This window comes from Amycolatopsis benzoatilytica AK 16/65, from assembly GCF_000383915.1.
In the GTDB taxonomy this organism is placed as follows: Bacteria; Actinomycetota; Actinomycetes; order Mycobacteriales; family Pseudonocardiaceae; genus Amycolatopsis; species Amycolatopsis benzoatilytica.
Genome location: NZ_KB912942.1, coordinates 1,586,433 through 1,602,712, shown reverse-complemented (window position 1 = coordinate 1,602,712; position 16,280 = coordinate 1,586,433). Strand labels below are relative to the sequence as shown.

The 16,280-nt window shown below is 68.4% G+C and carries 14 protein-coding genes and 2 rRNA genes (1 of these 16 only partly in view); 2 read left to right on the top strand and 14 right to left on the bottom strand.

Translation table 11 applies throughout. From position 1 onward, the window contains the following. Window positions 1-2: 2 nt before the first annotated feature. From AMYBE_RS0107700 to AMYBE_RS0107645, 12 genes are all read right to left on the bottom strand, one after another. The gene (locus AMYBE_RS0107700; protein WP_020658776.1) at window positions 3-716 is read right to left on the bottom strand and encodes an ABC transporter ATP-binding protein; all 714 of its coding nucleotides are present in this window, start codon (window positions 714-716) and stop codon (window positions 3-5) included. Further along, window positions 713-1,540 carry an ABC transporter ATP-binding protein gene (locus tag AMYBE_RS0107695; RefSeq protein WP_020658775.1) on the bottom strand — a complete coding sequence of 276 codons (828 nt, stop codon included), beginning with the start codon at window positions 1,538-1,540 and terminating at the stop codon, window positions 713-715. Before AMYBE_RS0107695 ends, AMYBE_RS0107700 begins: the two co-directional genes overlap by 4 nt. Continuing rightward, window positions 1,537-2,649, bottom strand: a complete 1,113-nt coding sequence (locus tag AMYBE_RS41030; protein ID WP_020658774.1) for a branched-chain amino acid ABC transporter permease — start codon at window positions 2,647-2,649, stop codon at window positions 1,537-1,539. The genes AMYBE_RS0107695 and AMYBE_RS41030 overlap by 4 nt, the downstream gene beginning before the upstream one ends. Beyond that, on the bottom strand, window positions 2,649-3,548 hold the full coding sequence (locus AMYBE_RS0107685) for a branched-chain amino acid ABC transporter permease (RefSeq protein ID WP_020658773.1): 900 nt from the start codon (window positions 3,546-3,548) through the stop codon (window positions 2,649-2,651). The genes AMYBE_RS41030 and AMYBE_RS0107685 overlap by 1 nt, the downstream gene beginning before the upstream one ends. Window positions 3,549-3,567: 19 nt before the next feature. Further along, window positions 3,568-4,719, bottom strand: a complete 1,152-nt coding sequence (locus tag AMYBE_RS0107680; protein ID WP_020658772.1) for a branched-chain amino acid ABC transporter substrate-binding protein — start codon at window positions 4,717-4,719, stop codon at window positions 3,568-3,570. A 424-nt stretch (window positions 4,720-5,143) separates the two neighbouring features. After that, on the bottom strand, window positions 5,144-6,646 hold the full coding sequence (locus tag AMYBE_RS0107675) for an aldehyde dehydrogenase (NADP(+)) (protein WP_020658771.1): 1,503 nt from the start codon (window positions 6,644-6,646) through the stop codon (window positions 5,144-5,146). Further along, a complete protein-coding gene (locus AMYBE_RS0107670) occupies window positions 6,643-7,593 on the bottom strand; it encodes an ornithine cyclodeaminase family protein (RefSeq protein WP_020658770.1) in 951 nt (316 codons plus the stop codon). The genes AMYBE_RS0107675 and AMYBE_RS0107670 overlap by 4 nt, the downstream gene beginning before the upstream one ends. 70 nt (window positions 7,594-7,663) lie before the next feature. Next, window positions 7,664-8,665 (bottom strand): proline racemase family protein, encoded by a 1,002-nt coding sequence (locus AMYBE_RS0107665; RefSeq protein WP_020658769.1) that lies wholly within the window; start codon window positions 8,663-8,665, stop codon window positions 7,664-7,666. 1 nt (window position 8,666) lies between these two features. Next, on the bottom strand, window positions 8,667-9,575 hold the full coding sequence (locus AMYBE_RS0107660) for a dihydrodipicolinate synthase family protein (protein ID WP_020658768.1): 909 nt from the start codon (window positions 9,573-9,575) through the stop codon (window positions 8,667-8,669). Between the two features lie 134 nt (window positions 9,576-9,709). Beyond that, window positions 9,710-11,143, bottom strand: coding sequence for an FAD/NAD(P)-dependent oxidoreductase (locus tag AMYBE_RS46605; protein WP_211226803.1), 1,434 nt, complete (start codon window positions 11,141-11,143; stop codon window positions 9,710-9,712). Next, window positions 11,091-11,363 carry a (2Fe-2S)-binding protein gene (locus AMYBE_RS0107650; protein ID WP_020658766.1) on the bottom strand — a complete coding sequence of 91 codons (273 nt, stop codon included), beginning with the start codon at window positions 11,361-11,363 and terminating at the stop codon, window positions 11,091-11,093. The genes AMYBE_RS46605 and AMYBE_RS0107650 overlap by 53 nt, the downstream gene beginning before the upstream one ends. Next, window positions 11,360-12,517, bottom strand: coding sequence for an NAD(P)/FAD-dependent oxidoreductase (locus tag AMYBE_RS0107645; protein WP_020658765.1), 1,158 nt, complete (start codon window positions 12,515-12,517; stop codon window positions 11,360-11,362). The genes AMYBE_RS0107650 and AMYBE_RS0107645 overlap by 4 nt, the downstream gene beginning before the upstream one ends. Window positions 12,518-12,663: 146 nt before the next feature. On the opposite strand from AMYBE_RS0107645, the gene AMYBE_RS0107640 reads away from it, so the two are divergent. Next, window positions 12,664-13,356, top strand: coding sequence for a GntR family transcriptional regulator (locus AMYBE_RS0107640; protein ID WP_020658764.1), 693 nt, complete (start codon window positions 12,664-12,666; stop codon window positions 13,354-13,356). Window positions 13,357-13,687: 331 nt separating this feature from the next. Beyond that, window positions 13,688-14,272, top strand: a complete 585-nt coding sequence (locus AMYBE_RS0107635; protein WP_027927462.1) for a nitroreductase family protein — start codon at window positions 13,688-13,690, stop codon at window positions 14,270-14,272. 276 nt (window positions 14,273-14,548) lie between these two features. On the opposite strand, the gene rrf is transcribed toward AMYBE_RS0107635, so the two are convergent. Continuing rightward, window positions 14,549-14,665: ribosomal RNA gene (gene rrf, locus AMYBE_RS0107630) — 5S ribosomal RNA — on the bottom strand. Window positions 14,666-14,755: 90 nt separating this feature from the next. Then, window positions 14,756-16,280 (bottom strand): 23S ribosomal RNA (locus tag AMYBE_RS0107625) (it continues 1,598 nt past the right edge of the window).

Here is a 16,280-nt window from a genome sequence, read left to right as displayed (position 1 = left end):
GGTCACGCTCCGAGGTAAGCCTCGACGACCTGCGGGTCCGAGCTCAGCTGCGCGGCCGGCCCGGACACCGTCACCCGGCCGGCATCGATGACGTACCCGCGGTGCGCCACCTTGAGCGCAGCCCGTGCGTTCTGCTCGATCAGCAGCACCGAGGTGCCGGCCTCGTTGATCGCGACGACCGCCGCCATCACCTGGGCCACCACCAGCGGGGCCAGCCCCATCGACGGTTCGTCCAGCATGATCAGCCGCGGCCCGGCGACCATCGCCCGGCCGATCGCGAGCATCTGCTGTTCGCCGCCGGACAGCGTGCCGCCCTGCTGGTCGCGGCGTTCGGCCATCCGCGGGAACAGGTCGTAGACCTCGTCGATCCGCTTGCCGATCACCGAATTGTCCCGCACCGCGTAGCCGCCGAGCTGGAGGTTCTCGTGCACGGTCAGCCGGGAGAAGATCCGCCGCCCTTCCGGCACCTGGACGATCCCGCGTTCCACGATCGTCCACGGCTTGGCGGTGGTGATGTCCTCGCCGTACGCGGTGATCGAGCCCGCTCGGGCCCGCACCACGCCGGACACCGCCGAGACAGTAGTCGATTTGCCCGCGCCGTTGTTGCCGAGAAGCGCGACGATCTCGTTCTCCCCCACCGTCAAGTCGAGCCCGGTGAGCGCTTCCACCTTGCCGTACGCGACCTCCAGGCCGCGCACTTCCAGCACCGCGCTCACGGCTGTACCTCCGTCGTCGGGGTGGCGGCGATCCGTTCCGCCTCGGCGTGCGCGTCCTCGTCCTCGGCGCCGAGGTACGCCTCGATCACCGCCGGATCGGCCCGGATCTCCGCCGGGGCGCCGTCGGCGATCTCCTTGCCGTAGCTCAGGACCACGATCCGCTCGGACACTTTCATCACCAGGCCCATGTCGTGCTCGATCAGCACCACCGCGATGCCCAGACCGGCGATCCGGCGCAGCAGGTCCAGCAGCCGCGCCTTCTCGCCGTGGTTCAGCCCGGCGGCCGGCTCGTCCAGCAGCAGCATCTTGGGTTCGCGGGCCAGCGCCCGGGCGATCTCCACCCGCCGCTGCTCGCCGTAGGGCAGATTCCGCACCTGCGCGGTCCGGTCGTATTCCATGTCGACGAAATCGAGCCATTTGTTGGCTTCGCCGGTGGCCTGGTCCTCCGCCCGCCAGTACCGCGGAGTGTGCAGCATCGCGTCGAAAACGTTCTGCCGCAGCCGGACATGCATCCCGGCCCGCACATTGTCCAGCACTGTCAGGTCGCCGAACAGCCGCAGGTTCTGGAAGGTCCGGGCGATGCCGGCCGCCGCGATCACCGCGGGCCGTTTCCCGGTGATCTCGGCGCCGGCGAACGTCACCGTTCCCCCGGACGGCTTGTAGAACCCGGTGATGCAGTTGAACGCGCTCGTCTTGCCGGCCCCGTTCGGGCCGATCACCGACAGCACTTCGCCCTCGTGCACCTGGAAGCTCAGCCCGTCGACGGCGCGCACGCCGCCGAACGAGACCGCCATGTCCCGCACGTCGAGCAGCACCTCGCTCACGACGCACCTCCCTCGGATGTCGCCGACGCACGCCGTTTGCGCCGTCTCGGTTCTCCCACCCGGGACGGGATCAGCCCCCGCGGCCGGAACACCATGATCACGATCAGCAGCACACCGAAGATCAGATAGCGCCAGTTTTCCGCGCCCCGCAACAGTTCCGGCAGCAGAGAGATCACCAGCGCGCCGACCACCACCCCCGGCGTCGAGCCCATGCCGCCGAGCACGACCGCCATCAGGATCAGCGCCGACCACAGGAAGTTGAAGCTCGGCGGAGAAACCGCGGACTGGTGCGCCGCGAACAGCACGCCCGCGATGCCGCCGAAGACCGCCCCGCCGATATAAGCGGCGAACTTCACCTTGTACGTGTGGATGCCCATCGCTTCGGCGGCGTCCTCGTCCTCGCGGACGAACCGCCAAGCCCGGCCCATCCGGCCGCGTCCGAGCCGGCTGGAGAACAGCACGGCGAGGCAGACGACGACCGCGGTGACCCAATAGATCGCGACATCCGAGCGGAGCCCGAAGTCGCCGAAGTCCGGGATGCCGTAGAGGCCGTTCGGACCGCCGGTGACCTCGAGATTGTTCGCGGTGATGCGGATGATCTCGCCGAACCCGAGGGTCACGATGGCGAGGTAGTCGCTGCGCAGCCGCAGGGTGGGGCCGCCGATCACCACGCCGCCCGCGACGGCCGCGACGACGACGACCGGGATGGTCGCCAGCAGCGGCCAGCTGAACTTCGTGGCCAGCACGCCCGAGGTGTAGGCGCCGATGGCGAAGAACGCCGCGTAGCCGAGGTCGAGCAGGCCGCAGTAGCCGACCACGACGTTCAGCCCGACCGAGAGCATGACGAAGATCAGTGCGTCGGTAGCGATCTGGATCAGGTAGGTGCTCGAATTGAGGTAGGGCAACGCGAGCGCGAGCACCGCGACCCCGGCCGCGAGCCATTTGCTGGACAGGAACCGGGACAGCGCCTCGGAAATCGCCGGCCGGCCGGGCTTCGGGCTGCCCACCGGCTTCCCGGCCAGCGCGACGTTCGCCGGGGCGCGCTCTTCGACCGCCCGCACGTAGGCGGAGGCGTCCTCGGCAGGACGGCTGGACGACGCTTCGCTCATCACACACGCTCCGTCACGCGCTCGCCCAGCAGCCCGGTCGGCCGCACGGTCAGGAAAACGATCAGGAAGCCGAACGCGAACACGTCCCGCCACTGGCTGCCCAGGAACGCGACCCCGAACGATTCGAGCAGGCCCAGCACGATCGCGCCGAGCACCGCTCCGCGCAGGTTCCCGATGCCGCCGATGACCGCCGCGGTGAACGCCTTGAGCCCGATGATGAAGCCCATCAGGAAGTCGATCTTCCCGTAGTAGGCGCCCGCCATCACGCCGGCCGCGCCGGCCAGCGCGGAGCCGATGAAGAACGTCCGCGAGATGACCCGGTCCACGTTGATGCCCATCAGCAGGCAGGCTTTCGGGTCCTGCGAAATCGCCCGCATCGCCCGGCCGGAACGGGTTTTCCGGACCAGTGTGTCGAGTGCGATCATCAGCGCCACCGCGATCGCCATCATCGCCAGCTGCGCGTAGGTGAGCCGGCCGCCGAGAACGTTGATCGACCCGCCGGCCACGCCGATCGGGTACACCTGCGGGTTCGGCCCGAAGCCGACCGCGATGCCGTACTCGAGCGCGAAACTCGCGCCCACCGCGGTGATCAGCACCGAGAGCCGCGGCGCGCGCCGGAGCGGGCGGTAGGCCACCCGCTCCAGCACGACGCCGAAGGTGCCGGTGGCGAGCATCGCCACGAGCATGATCGCGATCAGCGCGACGAAGCCGCCGCCGAGCGCGCCGGCTCCGACGCTGAGCACCGTGAAGCCGACGAACGCGCCGAGCATGTAGATGTCGCCGTGCGCGAAATTGAGCAGCTTGATGATCCCGTAGACCATCGAGTAGCCGAGAGCCACCAAGGCGTAGAACGACCCGACGAACAAGCCGTTCAGCACGAGCTGGAGGTAGTAGTCCATGCGCTTTCCCGGTTCGGGGTTACTTGTTCAGCGCGAAGTCGGCGCCGTTGACCACGAGGATGTCGAAGCCGCCCTGGGTCAGCGTGTGCTCCGGGGTGAACTTCAGGTCGCCGGAGAAGATCTTGAATCCGTTGATCCCTTCCAGTGCCTTGATCACGGCCTTGCCGTCGGTGCCGCCGGCGTTCTTGACCGCTTCCGCCGCGACGCGGACCGCGTCGTATGCCTGGGTGGAGTACGGGCCGGGCGCGCCGCCGAACTTCGCCTGGTAGCTCTTGACCCACGCCTCGCCGCCGGGAATGGTCTGCGGCGTCTGGGTCATCGTCGCGAACACGCCCTGCGCGTTCTGCTGCCCGGCGATCTCGACCAGCTTCGGGTCGACCGAGCCGTCCGCGACCATGATCTTGCCCTGGTACCCGGCGGCCTTGAGCTGCTTGATGATCAGGCCGCCCTCCTGGTAATACCCGGTCCAGTAGACGAAGTCCGCCTTGGACTGCACGACCGCGTTGACCGCGCCGGAGTAGTCCGACTCGCCCGCGGTCACCGACTGGTGATTGACGACCGGGACGCCGACCTGCTGCAGGTCCTGCTGGGTGCGCTTGGCGATGTCGGTCGAGTAGGAGGTGTTGTCGTCCAGCAGCGCGACCGCCTTGGACCCCTGCGCCTTGATGAACTTCGCCGCGGACTCGGCCTGCTGGATGCCGGTTCCGTTGAGCAGGAAGACATTCGGCAGCTTCTGCGCGACCAGGTCGGCGGAGTTCGCGGCCGGGATGATCATCGGAATGTTCGCCTTGTTGAAAATGCTCAGCGTCGGCAGCGTGGCCGACGAGCAGTAACCGCCCACCGACACCGCGATCCCCGCGGTGACCAGCTTCGCGGCACCGGCCGCGGCGGTCTTCGGGTCGCACGCCTCGTCTTCGACGGTCAGCTCCAGCTTCCGGCCGTTGACCCCGCCCTTGGCGTTGATCTCGTCGACCGCGAGCTGGGCGCCGTTCTTCATGTTCGGGCCGATCGCGGCCGAACTGCCGGTCAGCGGGGCGAGCATGCCGAGCTTGACCGGGCCGGAGTTGCCGCCGCCGGATCCGCCGGAGGACAGGCTGCCGCCACAGGCGGCGAGGCCGAACCCGAGCACCGCTGCGGCCGCTGCCGCGACGCCACGACGAAGGAGGGTCATCTCGCTGCTCCTCTCAGCCGAGGATGCCTCGGCTGGTTTTCCGGGGTGGGTGTTTCCCTTGCCTCGCGAGATCGGGGGCCTGGGCCCGGGCGCCGTTGCCCGTTCTCGGTTTGTGCAATGTCACATAGCAGTGGCTAGGCTACGACCCTGACACGCAGAAGACAACGACAACTTTGAGCGACGAAAGCGGTGCGGACAGCTCCCTTTTCGCAACTCGCCAGCGGTCCGTGAAGGGAACCTTGAGGGACCCAGATTCCGTGAAGGGAACCTTGAGGGACTCTGATTCCCTCAAGGTTCCCTTCACGGACTGGCCCCGTGGACGGCATGCCGAAGGGACCGCGAGCCAGCACGGCCCCGGTCCCCTCGCACGACGACGCGGAGGAAGCCCGCCGCTTCGTGGGCTTCCTCCGCTGTTCGGTTGCGCTCAGGCGCTGCGCAGCACGCCGTCGATCCGCCGCGGAATGCCGCGGTATTCGTCGCGCAGCTCCTCGGGCAGCACGGATTCCGGCGCGTTCTGGTAGGTCACCGGCCGCAGGAACCGCCGGATCGCGGTGGCGCCCACCGACGTGTGGATCGAGTTGGTCGACGGCCAGGGCCCGCCGTGGTGCTGCGCCCAGGAGACCGCCACGCCGGTCGGAAAGCCGTCGTACACGATGCGGCCGGCATAGGGCTGCACCGCTGCGGTCAGCTCCGCGGCGAGCGCGGATTCCTCGCTGCCGGTGTGCAGCGTCGCGGTGAGCGAATTGCCCAGCGAAGCCAACGCACGCGCTACTTCGCCGGTCACGTTCGCAGCGTCGTAGCGGGCGATCACGGTGACCGGACCGAAGATCTCCTGGACCGGATGCTGTGCCAGCCCGGCGACCGTCGTTTCGAACAGCTGCGCGGCGACGCCGAACCCGCCTTCCGCCGAGTTGCCGACCGCCTCCCGTATCCCGCCGTCGCTGCCATAACGTTCGGTTTCCTCGGTGTAGGAACGGAAAATCCGCTCGTTCAGCAAAACCTGGCCGGGTACCTCGCCGATCGCCGTGCGCGCGGCGGCCACGAGCCGGTCCCCCGCGTCGCCGGCGGGCACCAGCACGACGCCCGGTTTCGTGCACAGCTGGCCCGCGCCGACGGTGATCGACGCGACCAGTCCCCGGCCGATCTCTTCCGCCCGTTCGGCGGCCGCGGCCGGGGTGACCGCGATCGGGTTGAGGCTGGCCAGTTCTCCGTAGAACGGGATCGGCTCGGCGCGGCCGGCGATGACGTCCAGCAGCGCCCGTCCGCCGGAAAGCGAACCGGTGAACCCGACTGCCTTGATCTCCGGCTGCGCGACCAGCGCCGCGCCGGCCTCGGTGCCGAACACCAGGCCGACCGTCGCGTCCGGCGCCCCGGTCGCCGTCACCGCGCGCCGCAGCACTTCGTACGACAGCAGCGAGGTGCCCGGGTGCGAAGGGTGCGCCTTCAGGATCACCGGATTCCCCGCGGCGAGCGCGGAAGCGGTGTCGCCGCCCAGCACGGAAAACGCGAACGGGAAGTTGCTCGCCCCGAACACCGCCACCGGACCGAGCGGGACCAGGATGCGGCGCAAGTCCGGCCGCGGTCCCATCGGAGTGTCGGCAGCCGGGTCCACAGTGGCTTCGAGGTAGCTGCCTTCGCGGACGACGTCGGCGAAGAACCGGAACTGGAACGCCGCTCGAGTCAGCTCGCCCTGCAGCTTCGCGTCGGCGAATCCGGTCTCCCGCATCGCGATCGCGACAAGCTCGGCACGCGACCGCTCGGCCTCGTCGGCGATCCGGTCCAGGAACGCGGCCCGGAACTCGCGGCCGGGAACCGGGCATGCCGCGGCGGCCGCGGCGTGCCGGGCGACCGCGGCCGCGGAAGTGTCTTCGGCGACCGGGGCCAGCGGCGTCCCGGTCCGGGGGTCGACCCCCGAGATGGTGCTCATGGCTGCCTTTCGGAAGGGGGCTGGAGCCGGTCCGCGACGGCCTGGGCGACCACCACGTCTTCCCAGGACATCCCGGAGCTCTTGAACAGCACCGGTCCGGACAGCTGGGTCCGGCCGGTTACGACGTCGGCCATCGGGATCAGGTCGTCCTCGCTCAACGCGCCTTCGGCGATCGCCAAGACGACGTCCCCGCTTTCCCGGACCGCCGTGGCCCGGTCCTCGACCACGACCTGCGCGCGGCCGAGGAACGCGGCGTCCACCTCGCGCCGGTCGGGCTCGTGCGAACCCACTGCAAGTACGACGACCCCGGGCCGGGTCATCGCGGAATCGAAGACCGGTTCAGCGGAGCCGGTGGCGCAGACGACCACGTGCGCCCGCCGCACCGCGTCCTCCGCCGCCGCCGAGCCGGCCGCGACGACCCGCGCCTGCGGGTGCAGCTCTTCGGTGACCGCCTCAGGCGACCGGACGACGTGAGTGACCGAGGCGAACGGCCGGCGCAGGACGTCCGCGATGGTCGCGACATGTCCGGCCCCCTGCGGACCGGCACCGAAAACGGTGACGTGCAAGGGTTCCGTCCGTTGCAGCAGGATCGGCTTGACCGCGGTGATCGAGACCGCCGGCGTACGCAAGGTGGTCAACGCGGTCCCGTCGAGCAACGCGCGCGGCGTGAGTGTCTCGCCGTCGAACAGGACGTACACCGCCTGGATCCGCGGCAGCCCTCGTTCCGGATTGCCCGGCGCGACGCTCGCGATCTTCACCCCGCACCCGCTCGGCGACTGCGCCGGCATGACCAAGAGCTGCCCGGCCGCGACGTCGAGAATGCCGCGGCGGAAGTCGGCCGCCGGATCGAACCCGGCACGGAGCGCGTCTTCGAGCGCGGCGACCGCGCCGGCCGGGCTGAGTGTCTCGGCGATGTCCTTGGCGGACACGAACTCGACGGTCGTCACAGGCACCCTCCGCGGGGATCGGGGAAACATCCGGCGGAGCCGGGCGGACGGCGGCCGCCCGGCTCCGGTCTCACAGCTCGAAACCGGCCGGGAACGGGTCCTCCGGGTCGAGCAGGTACTGCGCGGTGCCGGTGATCCAGGCACGCCCGGTCACGGTGGGCGTGACGGTGGTCAGCCCGGCCAGCTCGCCCTCGCCGATCAGCCGCCCGACGAACCGGGTGCCGATGAACGACTCGTTCACGAAGTCCGTGTTCAGCGCCAGCTCGCCGCGCGCGTGCAGCTGCGCCATCCGCGCACTGGTCCCGGTTCCGCACGGCGACCGGTCGAACCAGCCGGGGTGGATCGCCATCGCGTGCCGGGAGTGCGCCGCGGTGGAGCCGGGCGCCTGCAGGTACACGTGGTGGCATCCGGCGATTTCCGGGTTGCCCGGGTGCACCGGCCGGTCCTGCTCGTTGATCGCGGCCATGATCGCCAGCCCGGCGTCGAGCAGCTGCGTTTTGTTGGCCCGGTCGAACGCGATGCCGAGCTTTTCGGTCTCGACGATCGCGTAGAAGTTCCCGCCGAACGCCAGGTCGTAGCCGACGCTGCCCCATCCGGGCACCTCGACGGTCCGGTCCAGCCCGAGCGCGAACGACGGCACATTGGTCAGCGTGACGTTCTTCGCCACCCCGTCCTCGACCGCCACCTCGGCCACCACCAGCCCGGCCGGGGTGTCCAGCCAGATCGTGGTGACCGGCTCGACGACCTCGACCATTCCGGTCTCGACCAGCACGGTCGCCACGCCGATGGTGCCGTGCCCGCACATCGGCAGGCAGCCGGACACCTCGATGTAGAGCACGCCGTAGTCGGCGTCCGGCCGGGTCGGCGGTTGCAGGATCGCGCCGCTCATCGCGGAATGCCCGCGCGGCTCGTTCATCAGCAGCTGCCGGATGTGGTCCAGGTTCGCCATGAAGTAGCGGCGACGGTCGAACATGGTGGCACCGGGGATCGTCCCGACGCCGCCGGTCACGACCCGGGTCGGCATCCCCTCGGTGTGGGAGTCGACCGCGTGGAAGACCCGCTTGCTCCGCATGTCAGGCCAGGCCCTCGGCCACGACGCGCTCGGTGTCCTTGCGCACCTGGGCCTCCTGCTCCGCGGTCAGCGGCACGCGCGGCGGACGGCACGGCCCGCCGTAGCGGCCGACCACGTCCATGCTGAGCTTGATCGCCTGCACGAACTCGGTCTTGGAATCCCAGCGCAGCAACGGGTGCAGCGACCGGTACAGCGGCAGCGCGGTGGCCAGATCGCCGTCGGCGGCGCTGCGCCACAGCTGCAGCGAGGACTTCGGCAGCGCGTTCGGGTAGCCGGAGATCCAGCCAGGCGAGCCGGCGACGGCGAACTCGAACGCCAGGTCGTCGGTGCCGGCCAGCACGTCGAGGCCGGGTGCGAGTTCCTGGATCTGGTAGTAGCGCCGGACGTCGCCGGTGAACTCCTTGACGCCCTGGATCAGGCCCTCCTGGTAGAGCTCGGCCAGCAGATCCGGGGTCAGGTCGACCTTGGTGTCGTGCGGGTTGTTGTAGGCGACGACCGGCACGCCGACCTGGGCGACCTGCCGGTAGTGCGCGACCACCGCACGCCGGTCGGCCCGGTAGGCGTTCGGCGGCAAGAGCATCACCGCGGGCGCACCGGCTTCGGCGGCCTGCGCGGCCCAGCGGGTCGCCTCGTCCGCGCCGTAGGCCGCGACGCCGGGCATCACCGTGAAGCCTTCCGGCGCGGCCTCGATCGCGGTAGTGACGACGCGGGCGCGCTCCTCGACGGTGAGGTTGTGGTACTCGCCCAGCGAGCCGTTCGGCGTGGCGCCGTCACACCCGTTGTCCGCCAGCCACTTCACGTGGTCGGCGAAACCGTCGAAGTCGATCTCCAGCGTCGCGGCGCCGCGGTCTCGCAACGGCAGCGCGGTCGCCACCAGGACGCCGTGCCACGGCGACTGTCGAGTCGTCATCTGTCCTCCAAGTTCGCGTATCTGCCCGCACTGGCAGCGCCCTCAGGATGCCATATGCAATGTGACATTGTACAGAGCTGGTGCTTCGATCGCCGGGGCTGACGGTCGCGCGCCAGCCAGGGTTCACGAGCGGGTCAAGCGTCCCGCCCGGCGGCGATCATGCCGAGCGTGACCGGGCTGGCGATCGGACGAGCGGCGACCGAGCGCAGATCGTTCTCCGTCGGTGCGCGGCCGGCACGTGCGGCGACCAAGCAGGCCGTCGCGTACCCGCACACTCGCCCCTGGCACAGCCCCATCCCGGGCCGGGCGAAGAGCTTCACCGCACGCGGATCGGCCGCGCCGAGGTCGGCGATCGCGGCGTCGACGGTCCGGGCGTCGACTTCCTCGCAGCGGCAAACCGTCGTGTCCGGCGTCATCCAGCCGGTCCAGCCCGCCGGAACGGGGAAGGTCGAGTGCATCGCGCGCGCGAACGACCGCAACGCCCGGCGCTGCCGCAGCAGGCTCCGCAACCGCTGCGGCTCCGGTGCCCGGCCCAGGACGTCTTCCGCCGCGGCGAGACCGGCGAGATGACCCTCCGCCACCGAGGCTGCCGCGCCCCCGACTCCGCATACTTCCCCGGCCAGGTAGACCCGCTCCGTCGTGCTTCGCTGACGTGCATCCGCGACCGCGACCAGACTGCCGTCGACATCCAGCCGGGTTTCGCAACCCAGCTGCAGCGGAATCTCCAGCTGTGGGGTGAACCCGTAGCCGACGGCGAGCGTGTCACAGTCCATTTCGGACTCGGTGCCGGGAATGACCTGCCAGTCGTTTGTCAGCTTGGCAGTGGTGACGTGCTGGAGTTCTCCTTCTCCATGCGCCGCGACGACCGCCGTGCGCCAGTGGTACGGGATGCGGTGTTTCGCCAGGGTCGCCAGGAACCCCGCGCCTTCGGTGAGTTTCGCGGCATTGCGGGCGAGTGCACCGGGGAACCGCGCGAATCCGCCCGGATGCCCCGCCTCGTACACGCCGACGACGTCCGCGCCGGTCTCCGCCAGCCCCGCCGCGACCGCGAGCAGGAACGGCCCGGTCCCGGCCACCGCGATGCGCCGCCCGGCGACTACCCCGTGCCCCTTGAGCAGCGCCTGCACGCCGCCCGCGGTGAACACGCCGGGAAGCGTCCAGCCCGGGAACGGAATCTGCCGATCGTAGGCACCAGTCGCGACGATCAGCGCCGCCGCGCGGAAGGTCCGTTCGGTCCCCTCGCTGGTCGCACGCAAGACACCCGGCTCGGCCCGCCAGACCGAATGCCCCGGGAACTGGTCGACCTGGCCGCGGATTTCCTCTTGCAGCGCGAGGAAAACGGACCAGTCGTGAGGCAGCTTTCCGGTGTCGGCACCACCGCGGTTCCGCCAGTACTGCCCGCCCGGCCGGGCCGCCGAGTCGAGCAACGCGACCCGCGCCCCCGCCCGGGACGCGCTCGCCGCCGCGGCGAGGCCTGCCGGGCCCGCGCCGAGCACGACGACGTCGTAGCGAAGTTCAGCAGGCGAGGTCGGCACGACCAGCTCCTTCTTGAGGTGTGACCACGTCACCGGCGCGCGCCTCGGTGAGACAGGCCCGCCGGTTCGGCTCCCCGTTAACGGTGACGAGGCAGTCGAAGCAAATCCCGATGCCGCAGAACACCCCGCGCGGCTCCCCGCTCCGCCGCGTCGTGCGCCACGAACGACGGCCGGCGGCGATCAGCGCGGCGCCGACGCTCTGGCCAGGCTCAGCGGTCACCGCCTCGCCGTCGAACTGGAACTGCACGCTCATGCCGCTGCCTCCTCGAACCGATGCGGACGGAACGGCGCCGGGTCGATCTCCGGGCTCGCCCCGGTGATCAGCTGTGCGATCAGCTCCCCCGTCGCCGGGGACAGCCCGATTCCCGCCCCCTCGTGGCCGGTCGCGTGGAACAGCCCCGGCGCACGCGGGTCCGCCCCGATGACGGGCAGGTGATCCGGGCAGTACGGCCGGAAACCGAGGTAAGCGCGGAGCAGCGAGACGTCTTCCAGGAACGGGAACACGTCGATCGCCTGCGCGGCGAGTTTGCGCACCACCGGCAGCGAAAACGACCGATCGAACCCGACGCGTTCCCGGCTCGCTCCGATCAGTACCGTGCCGGCCCGGGTGCCCTCCACGACGACTGACGTCTCCAGTCCTTCGTCGCTGCTGGCCACGTTCGCGACATACTCGGCGGTGTACACCTTGTGCCGCACGACCCGCGGCAGCGGCTCGGTCACCAGGATGAACCCCTTGCGCGGCAGGATCGGAACCGGCGTGCCGGCCAGCTCCGCGACCTGCCCGCTCCACGTTCCCGCCGCGTTCACGACGTGCTTGCCGGGCACGTCCCCGGCCGAATCGGTGCGCACGCCCAGCACCGTGTCGCCCGGCCCGCGGAGGAATCCGGTCACCGACACACCGGTCAGCACCCGTCCGCCCAGCGCCCGCACGAGCTGCAGCAGCCGCGCCGCCGCGAGCATCGGCTGGACCTGGCTGTCTTGCGGGTAAAACGCCCCGCCGACCGCGGCCGGCGTGATGTTCGGTTCCAGTTCGCGCAACTCGGCCGCGGACACGTCGACCGCCTCCACGCCGGACGCGCGTTGCCCGGTCGTCAGCCCGGTCAACCCGGCCGCGGACGCTTCGGTGGTCGCGACGACGACACCGCCCTTGGCCTGGTATTCGAACGCGTCCGCGCCGTGCCGGTCCGCCAGCTCCCGCCACAGCCGGGACGACCAGAGAGCGAGGTCCAGCTCGGGACCAGGTTCCTTGTCCGACAACAGGATGTTGCCCTCGCACGCGGAGGTGGTTCCACTGCCCGGGCTGCCCCGTTCCACGACGGTGACCCGCAATCCGGCCCGAGCGCAGGAATACGCGCACGCGGCGCCGACCATGCCGCCGCCGATCACGACGACGTCGCTGAGTGCCATGCACAGTAGTATGTCACATGGCACTGATAGGGCAAGGGCTTCCGAGCGCCATCGCGAACAGCCGGTAACATTGTACTGAGCGGCGCGCGCAGGGCAGGACGAACGACACCGCGACCGCCGGCGAGACCGGCTGAAGGGGACCGACAATGACAGCGGACGGCCGCGCGATGACGGGCCTGCCCACCTTCGGCGGACGCCGGAACATGCGCGACGAGATCATCGAAACCCTGCGCGGCGCAGTAATTTCCGGCGAACTGCGCCCTGGCACGGTGTACTCCGCGCCGTCGCTGGGCGAACAGTTCGGCGTGTCCGCCACCCCGGTTCGCGAGGCGATGCTCGACCTGGTCAAAGAGGGCTTGGTGGAGACGATCCGCAACAAGGGGTTCCGGGTCGTCGAGCCGAGCGACCAGGAACTCGACAACTTCGCCGAGATCCGCAGCCTGATCGAAGTCCCGACCGTCCGGCGGATCGCCGAACGGGGAGCCGACCCGGCCGCACTGAAGCGGCTGCGCGAATTGGCCGAGGGCATCGAACGCGCCGCCGTCGAGCACGACTTCATCGCGCACGTCACGATCGACATGGAATTCCACACCACGCTGCTGCGGCTCGCCGGGAACGAGCACCTGGTGGAGATCGCCCAGTCGCTGCGCGCGCGATCGCGGATCTACGGGCTGAAGGCACTCGCCGAACACGACCAGCTGATCCCGTCGTCACACGAACACGCGGTACTGGTGGACCTGATCGAGGCCCGGGACGCGGACCGCGCCGAGGCGTTGATGCGGGCGCACATCGGGCACGTGCGGGGAATCTGGGCGGCGAAGTCGGGCGAGGCGGGCTAGCAGGTTCGGGCGCGCACTCGAGCCCCGGCACATCACCCCGCGGCGACGGCACGGCCCGTGCCCGGTTGCCGCGTCGTTCACAAAATCCGACCTTCCCCGCTCCGCCACAGCGGCCGGGCAGGGTATTTCCATCTGGCGATCTGGTTTCCGCGTCACGACCGCCTGGTGCGCAGCTCCGGTACCGCCCGACCTGCCGCGGCTGCTGCCGCCCGATCATCGGTGCCGGCGAAGCACCGGCCGGCGCAGGAGCGGAGCACTGCCTGGCGAACGGGTTGGCACCCCACCCGATCGAGATACACTCGCCGAAAACACCTGAACACAGGGGGTCACTGTGGAGTTCCAGGATGTCGTGCGGCGCAGGCGGATGGTGCGGAAGTTCACCGACGAATCGGTGTCCGAGGAAAGCCTCCAGCGCATTATGCGCAATGCTCTCCGCGGCCCATCCGCCGGCTTCTCGCAGGGCCAGGCGTTCCTGGTGCTGCAGGGCGACGACGTGAAGCGGTTCGCCGACACCGTCCAGTACTGGACGTCCGACACCGCCAAGGACGCGCCCGTGGTTGTGATTCCCTTCGCGGTCAAGGACGTCTACCTGGACCGCTACGCCGAAAAGGACAAGGGCTGGACCGACCGCAGCGAGGCACACTGGCCGGTGCCGTTCTGGTACATCGACACCGGAATGGCAGTCCTGCTGATTCTCCAGACGGTCGTAGACGAGGGCCTCGGCGCGGTGTACTTCGGCATCGGCGAGGAGGACTTCGGCAAGCTGCGCACCGAGTTCGGCGTACCCGAGAGCCACGTACCGATCGGCGCGATCGCGATCGGGCACGACGCCGACGCGAAGGTCTCCGAAGGCGCCTCGCCGGCCACCCGCAAGCGAAAGCCGCTCGCCGAGACCGTCCACTTCGGACAGTGGTGAGCGGTTCCCGGCCGACTCCCCTATGACGACGGTGAGCGGTTCCCGGCTAACTGCCCAAGACGACTGAGGCCCGGTCTCCCAAGTTGGGGCCGGGCCTCGCTTATTCACGTGGATGCGTGTACCGTCCAGTGCCCGCCGCACGGCGGCACCTGGTCAGTCGTTGGCTTCTGAATCAGGCTTGTGCCTGCTCAGCCACTGTTTCGTGGATGCGAAAAAAAGCTGGGCCCCGGGAGAACCTGTTGGGGGTTCTCGACCGGGACCCAGCCTGTTGGTTGAGTTCGGCGGTGTCCTACTCTCCCACAACCCTTCGGTTGCAGTACCATCGGCGCAATCAGGCTTAGCTTCCGGGTTCGGAATGGGACCGGGCGTTTCCCTGACGCTAAAACCACCGAAACACTCCGAAACAACACACACCCGCCACCCGGTATCCGGTGACAGCCGGTGTGGTGTTTCAGAACCGTAGAGTGGATGCGCAACATCTTCGTAGGCAAGTCCTCGGCCTATTAGTACCAGTCGACTCGACAACACATTACTGTGCTTCCATCTCTGGCCTATCAACCCAATCGTCTCTTGGGGGCCTTAACCCACAAAGGGGTGGGATACCTCATCTTGGAACAGGCTTCCCGCTTAGATGCCTTCAGCGGTTATCCCTTCCGAACATAGCCAACCAGCCATGCCACTGGCGTGACAACTGGCACACCAGAGGTCCGTCCGTCCCGGTCCTCTCGTACTAGGGACAGCCTTCCTCAAGTATCCTGCGCGCGCGGCGGATAGGGACCGAACTGTCTCACGACGTTCTAAACCCAGCTCGCGTGCCGCTTTAATGGGCGAACAGCCCAACCCTTGGGACCTACTCCGGCCCCAGGATGCGACGAGCCGACATCGAGGTGCCAAACCATGCCGTCGATATGGACTCTTGGGCAAGATCAGCCTGTTATCCCCGGGGTACCTTTTATCCGTTGAGCGACACCCCTTCCACCAGGAGGTGCCGGATCACTAGTCCCGACTTTCGTCCCTGCTCGACATGTCTGTCTCACAGTCAAGCTCCCTTGTGCACTTGCACTCGACACCTGATTGCCAACCAGGCTGAGGGAACCTTTGGGCGCCTCCGTTACTCTTTAGGAGGCAACCGCCCCAGTTAAACTACCCATCAGGCACTGTCCCTGAACCGGATCACGGTCCGAGGTTCAGATTCCCAATCCGACCAGAGTGGTATTTCAACAACGACTCCACCCGAACTAGCGTCCGAGCTTCACAGTCTCCCACCTATCCTACACAAGCCGAACCGAAAACCAATACCAAACTATAGTAAAGGTCCCGGGGTCTTTCCGTCCTGCCGCGCGTAACGAGCATCTTTACTCGTAATGCAATTTCGCCGGGCCTGTGGTCGAGACAGCCGGAAAGTCGTTACGCCATTCGTGCAGGTCGGAACTTACCCGACAAGGAATTTCGCTACCTTAGGATGGTTATAGTTACCACCGCCGTTTACTGGCGCTTAAATTCTCAGCTTCACCCACCGAAATGAGTTAACCGGTCCTCTTAACGTTCCAGCACCGGGCAGGCGTCAGTCCATATACATCGTCTTGCGACTTCGCATGGACCTGTGTTTTTAGTAAACAGTCGCTTTCCGCTGGTCTCTGCGGCCAACCACAGCTCCACCCGCAAAGGGGTATCACCGCGCTTGGCCCCCCTTCTCCCGAAGTTACGGGGGCATTTTGCCGAGTTCCTTAACCACAGTTCACCCGATCGCCTTGGTATTCTCTACCTGACCACCTGTGTTGGTTTGGGGTACGGGCCGTGCATGCACTCACTAGAGGCTTTTCTCGGCAGCATAGGATCACTCGCTTCACCTCAAACGGCTACGCATCACGTCTCAGCCTNNTGNNANNCGGATTTGCCTNNNTNNCGGCCTACACGCTTACACCAGGACAACCATCGCCTGGCAGAGCTGCCTTCCTGCGTCACCCCATCGCTTGACTACTACGGAATCAGGTCCCACGCTCCACAC

What these genes read in the sequence shown, in the direction of transcription:
- AMYBE_RS0107665 (WP_020658769.1), bottom strand. Translation starts at nt 8,665, where the DNA reads ATGCGGAGCAAGCGGGTCTTCCACGCGGTCGACTCCCACACCGAGGGG.
- AMYBE_RS0107685 (WP_020658773.1), bottom strand. Translation starts at nt 3,548, where the DNA reads ATGGACTACTACCTCCAGCTCGTGCTGAACGGCTTGTTCGTCGGGTCG.
- AMYBE_RS41030 (WP_020658774.1), bottom strand. Translation starts at nt 2,649, where the DNA reads ATGAGCGAAGCGTCGTCCAGCCGTCCTGCCGAGGACGCCTCCGCCTAC.
- AMYBE_RS0107640 (WP_020658764.1), top strand. Translation starts at nt 12,664, where the DNA reads ATGACAGCGGACGGCCGCGCGATGACGGGCCTGCCCACCTTCGGCGGA.
- AMYBE_RS0107645 (WP_020658765.1), bottom strand. Translation starts at nt 12,517, where the DNA reads ATGGCACTCAGCGACGTCGTCGTGATCGGCGGCGGCATGGTCGGCGCC.
- AMYBE_RS0107650 (WP_020658766.1), bottom strand. Translation starts at nt 11,363, where the DNA reads ATGAGCGTGCAGTTCCAGTTCGACGGCGAGGCGGTGACCGCTGAGCCT.
- AMYBE_RS0107680 (WP_020658772.1), bottom strand. Translation starts at nt 4,719, where the DNA reads ATGACCCTCCTTCGTCGTGGCGTCGCGGCAGCGGCCGCAGCGGTGCTC.
- AMYBE_RS0107660 (WP_020658768.1), bottom strand. Translation starts at nt 9,575, where the DNA reads ATGACGACTCGACAGTCGCCGTGGCACGGCGTCCTGGTGGCGACCGCG.
- AMYBE_RS0107675 (WP_020658771.1), bottom strand. Translation starts at nt 6,646, where the DNA reads ATGAGCACCATCTCGGGGGTCGACCCCCGGACCGGGACGCCGCTGGCC.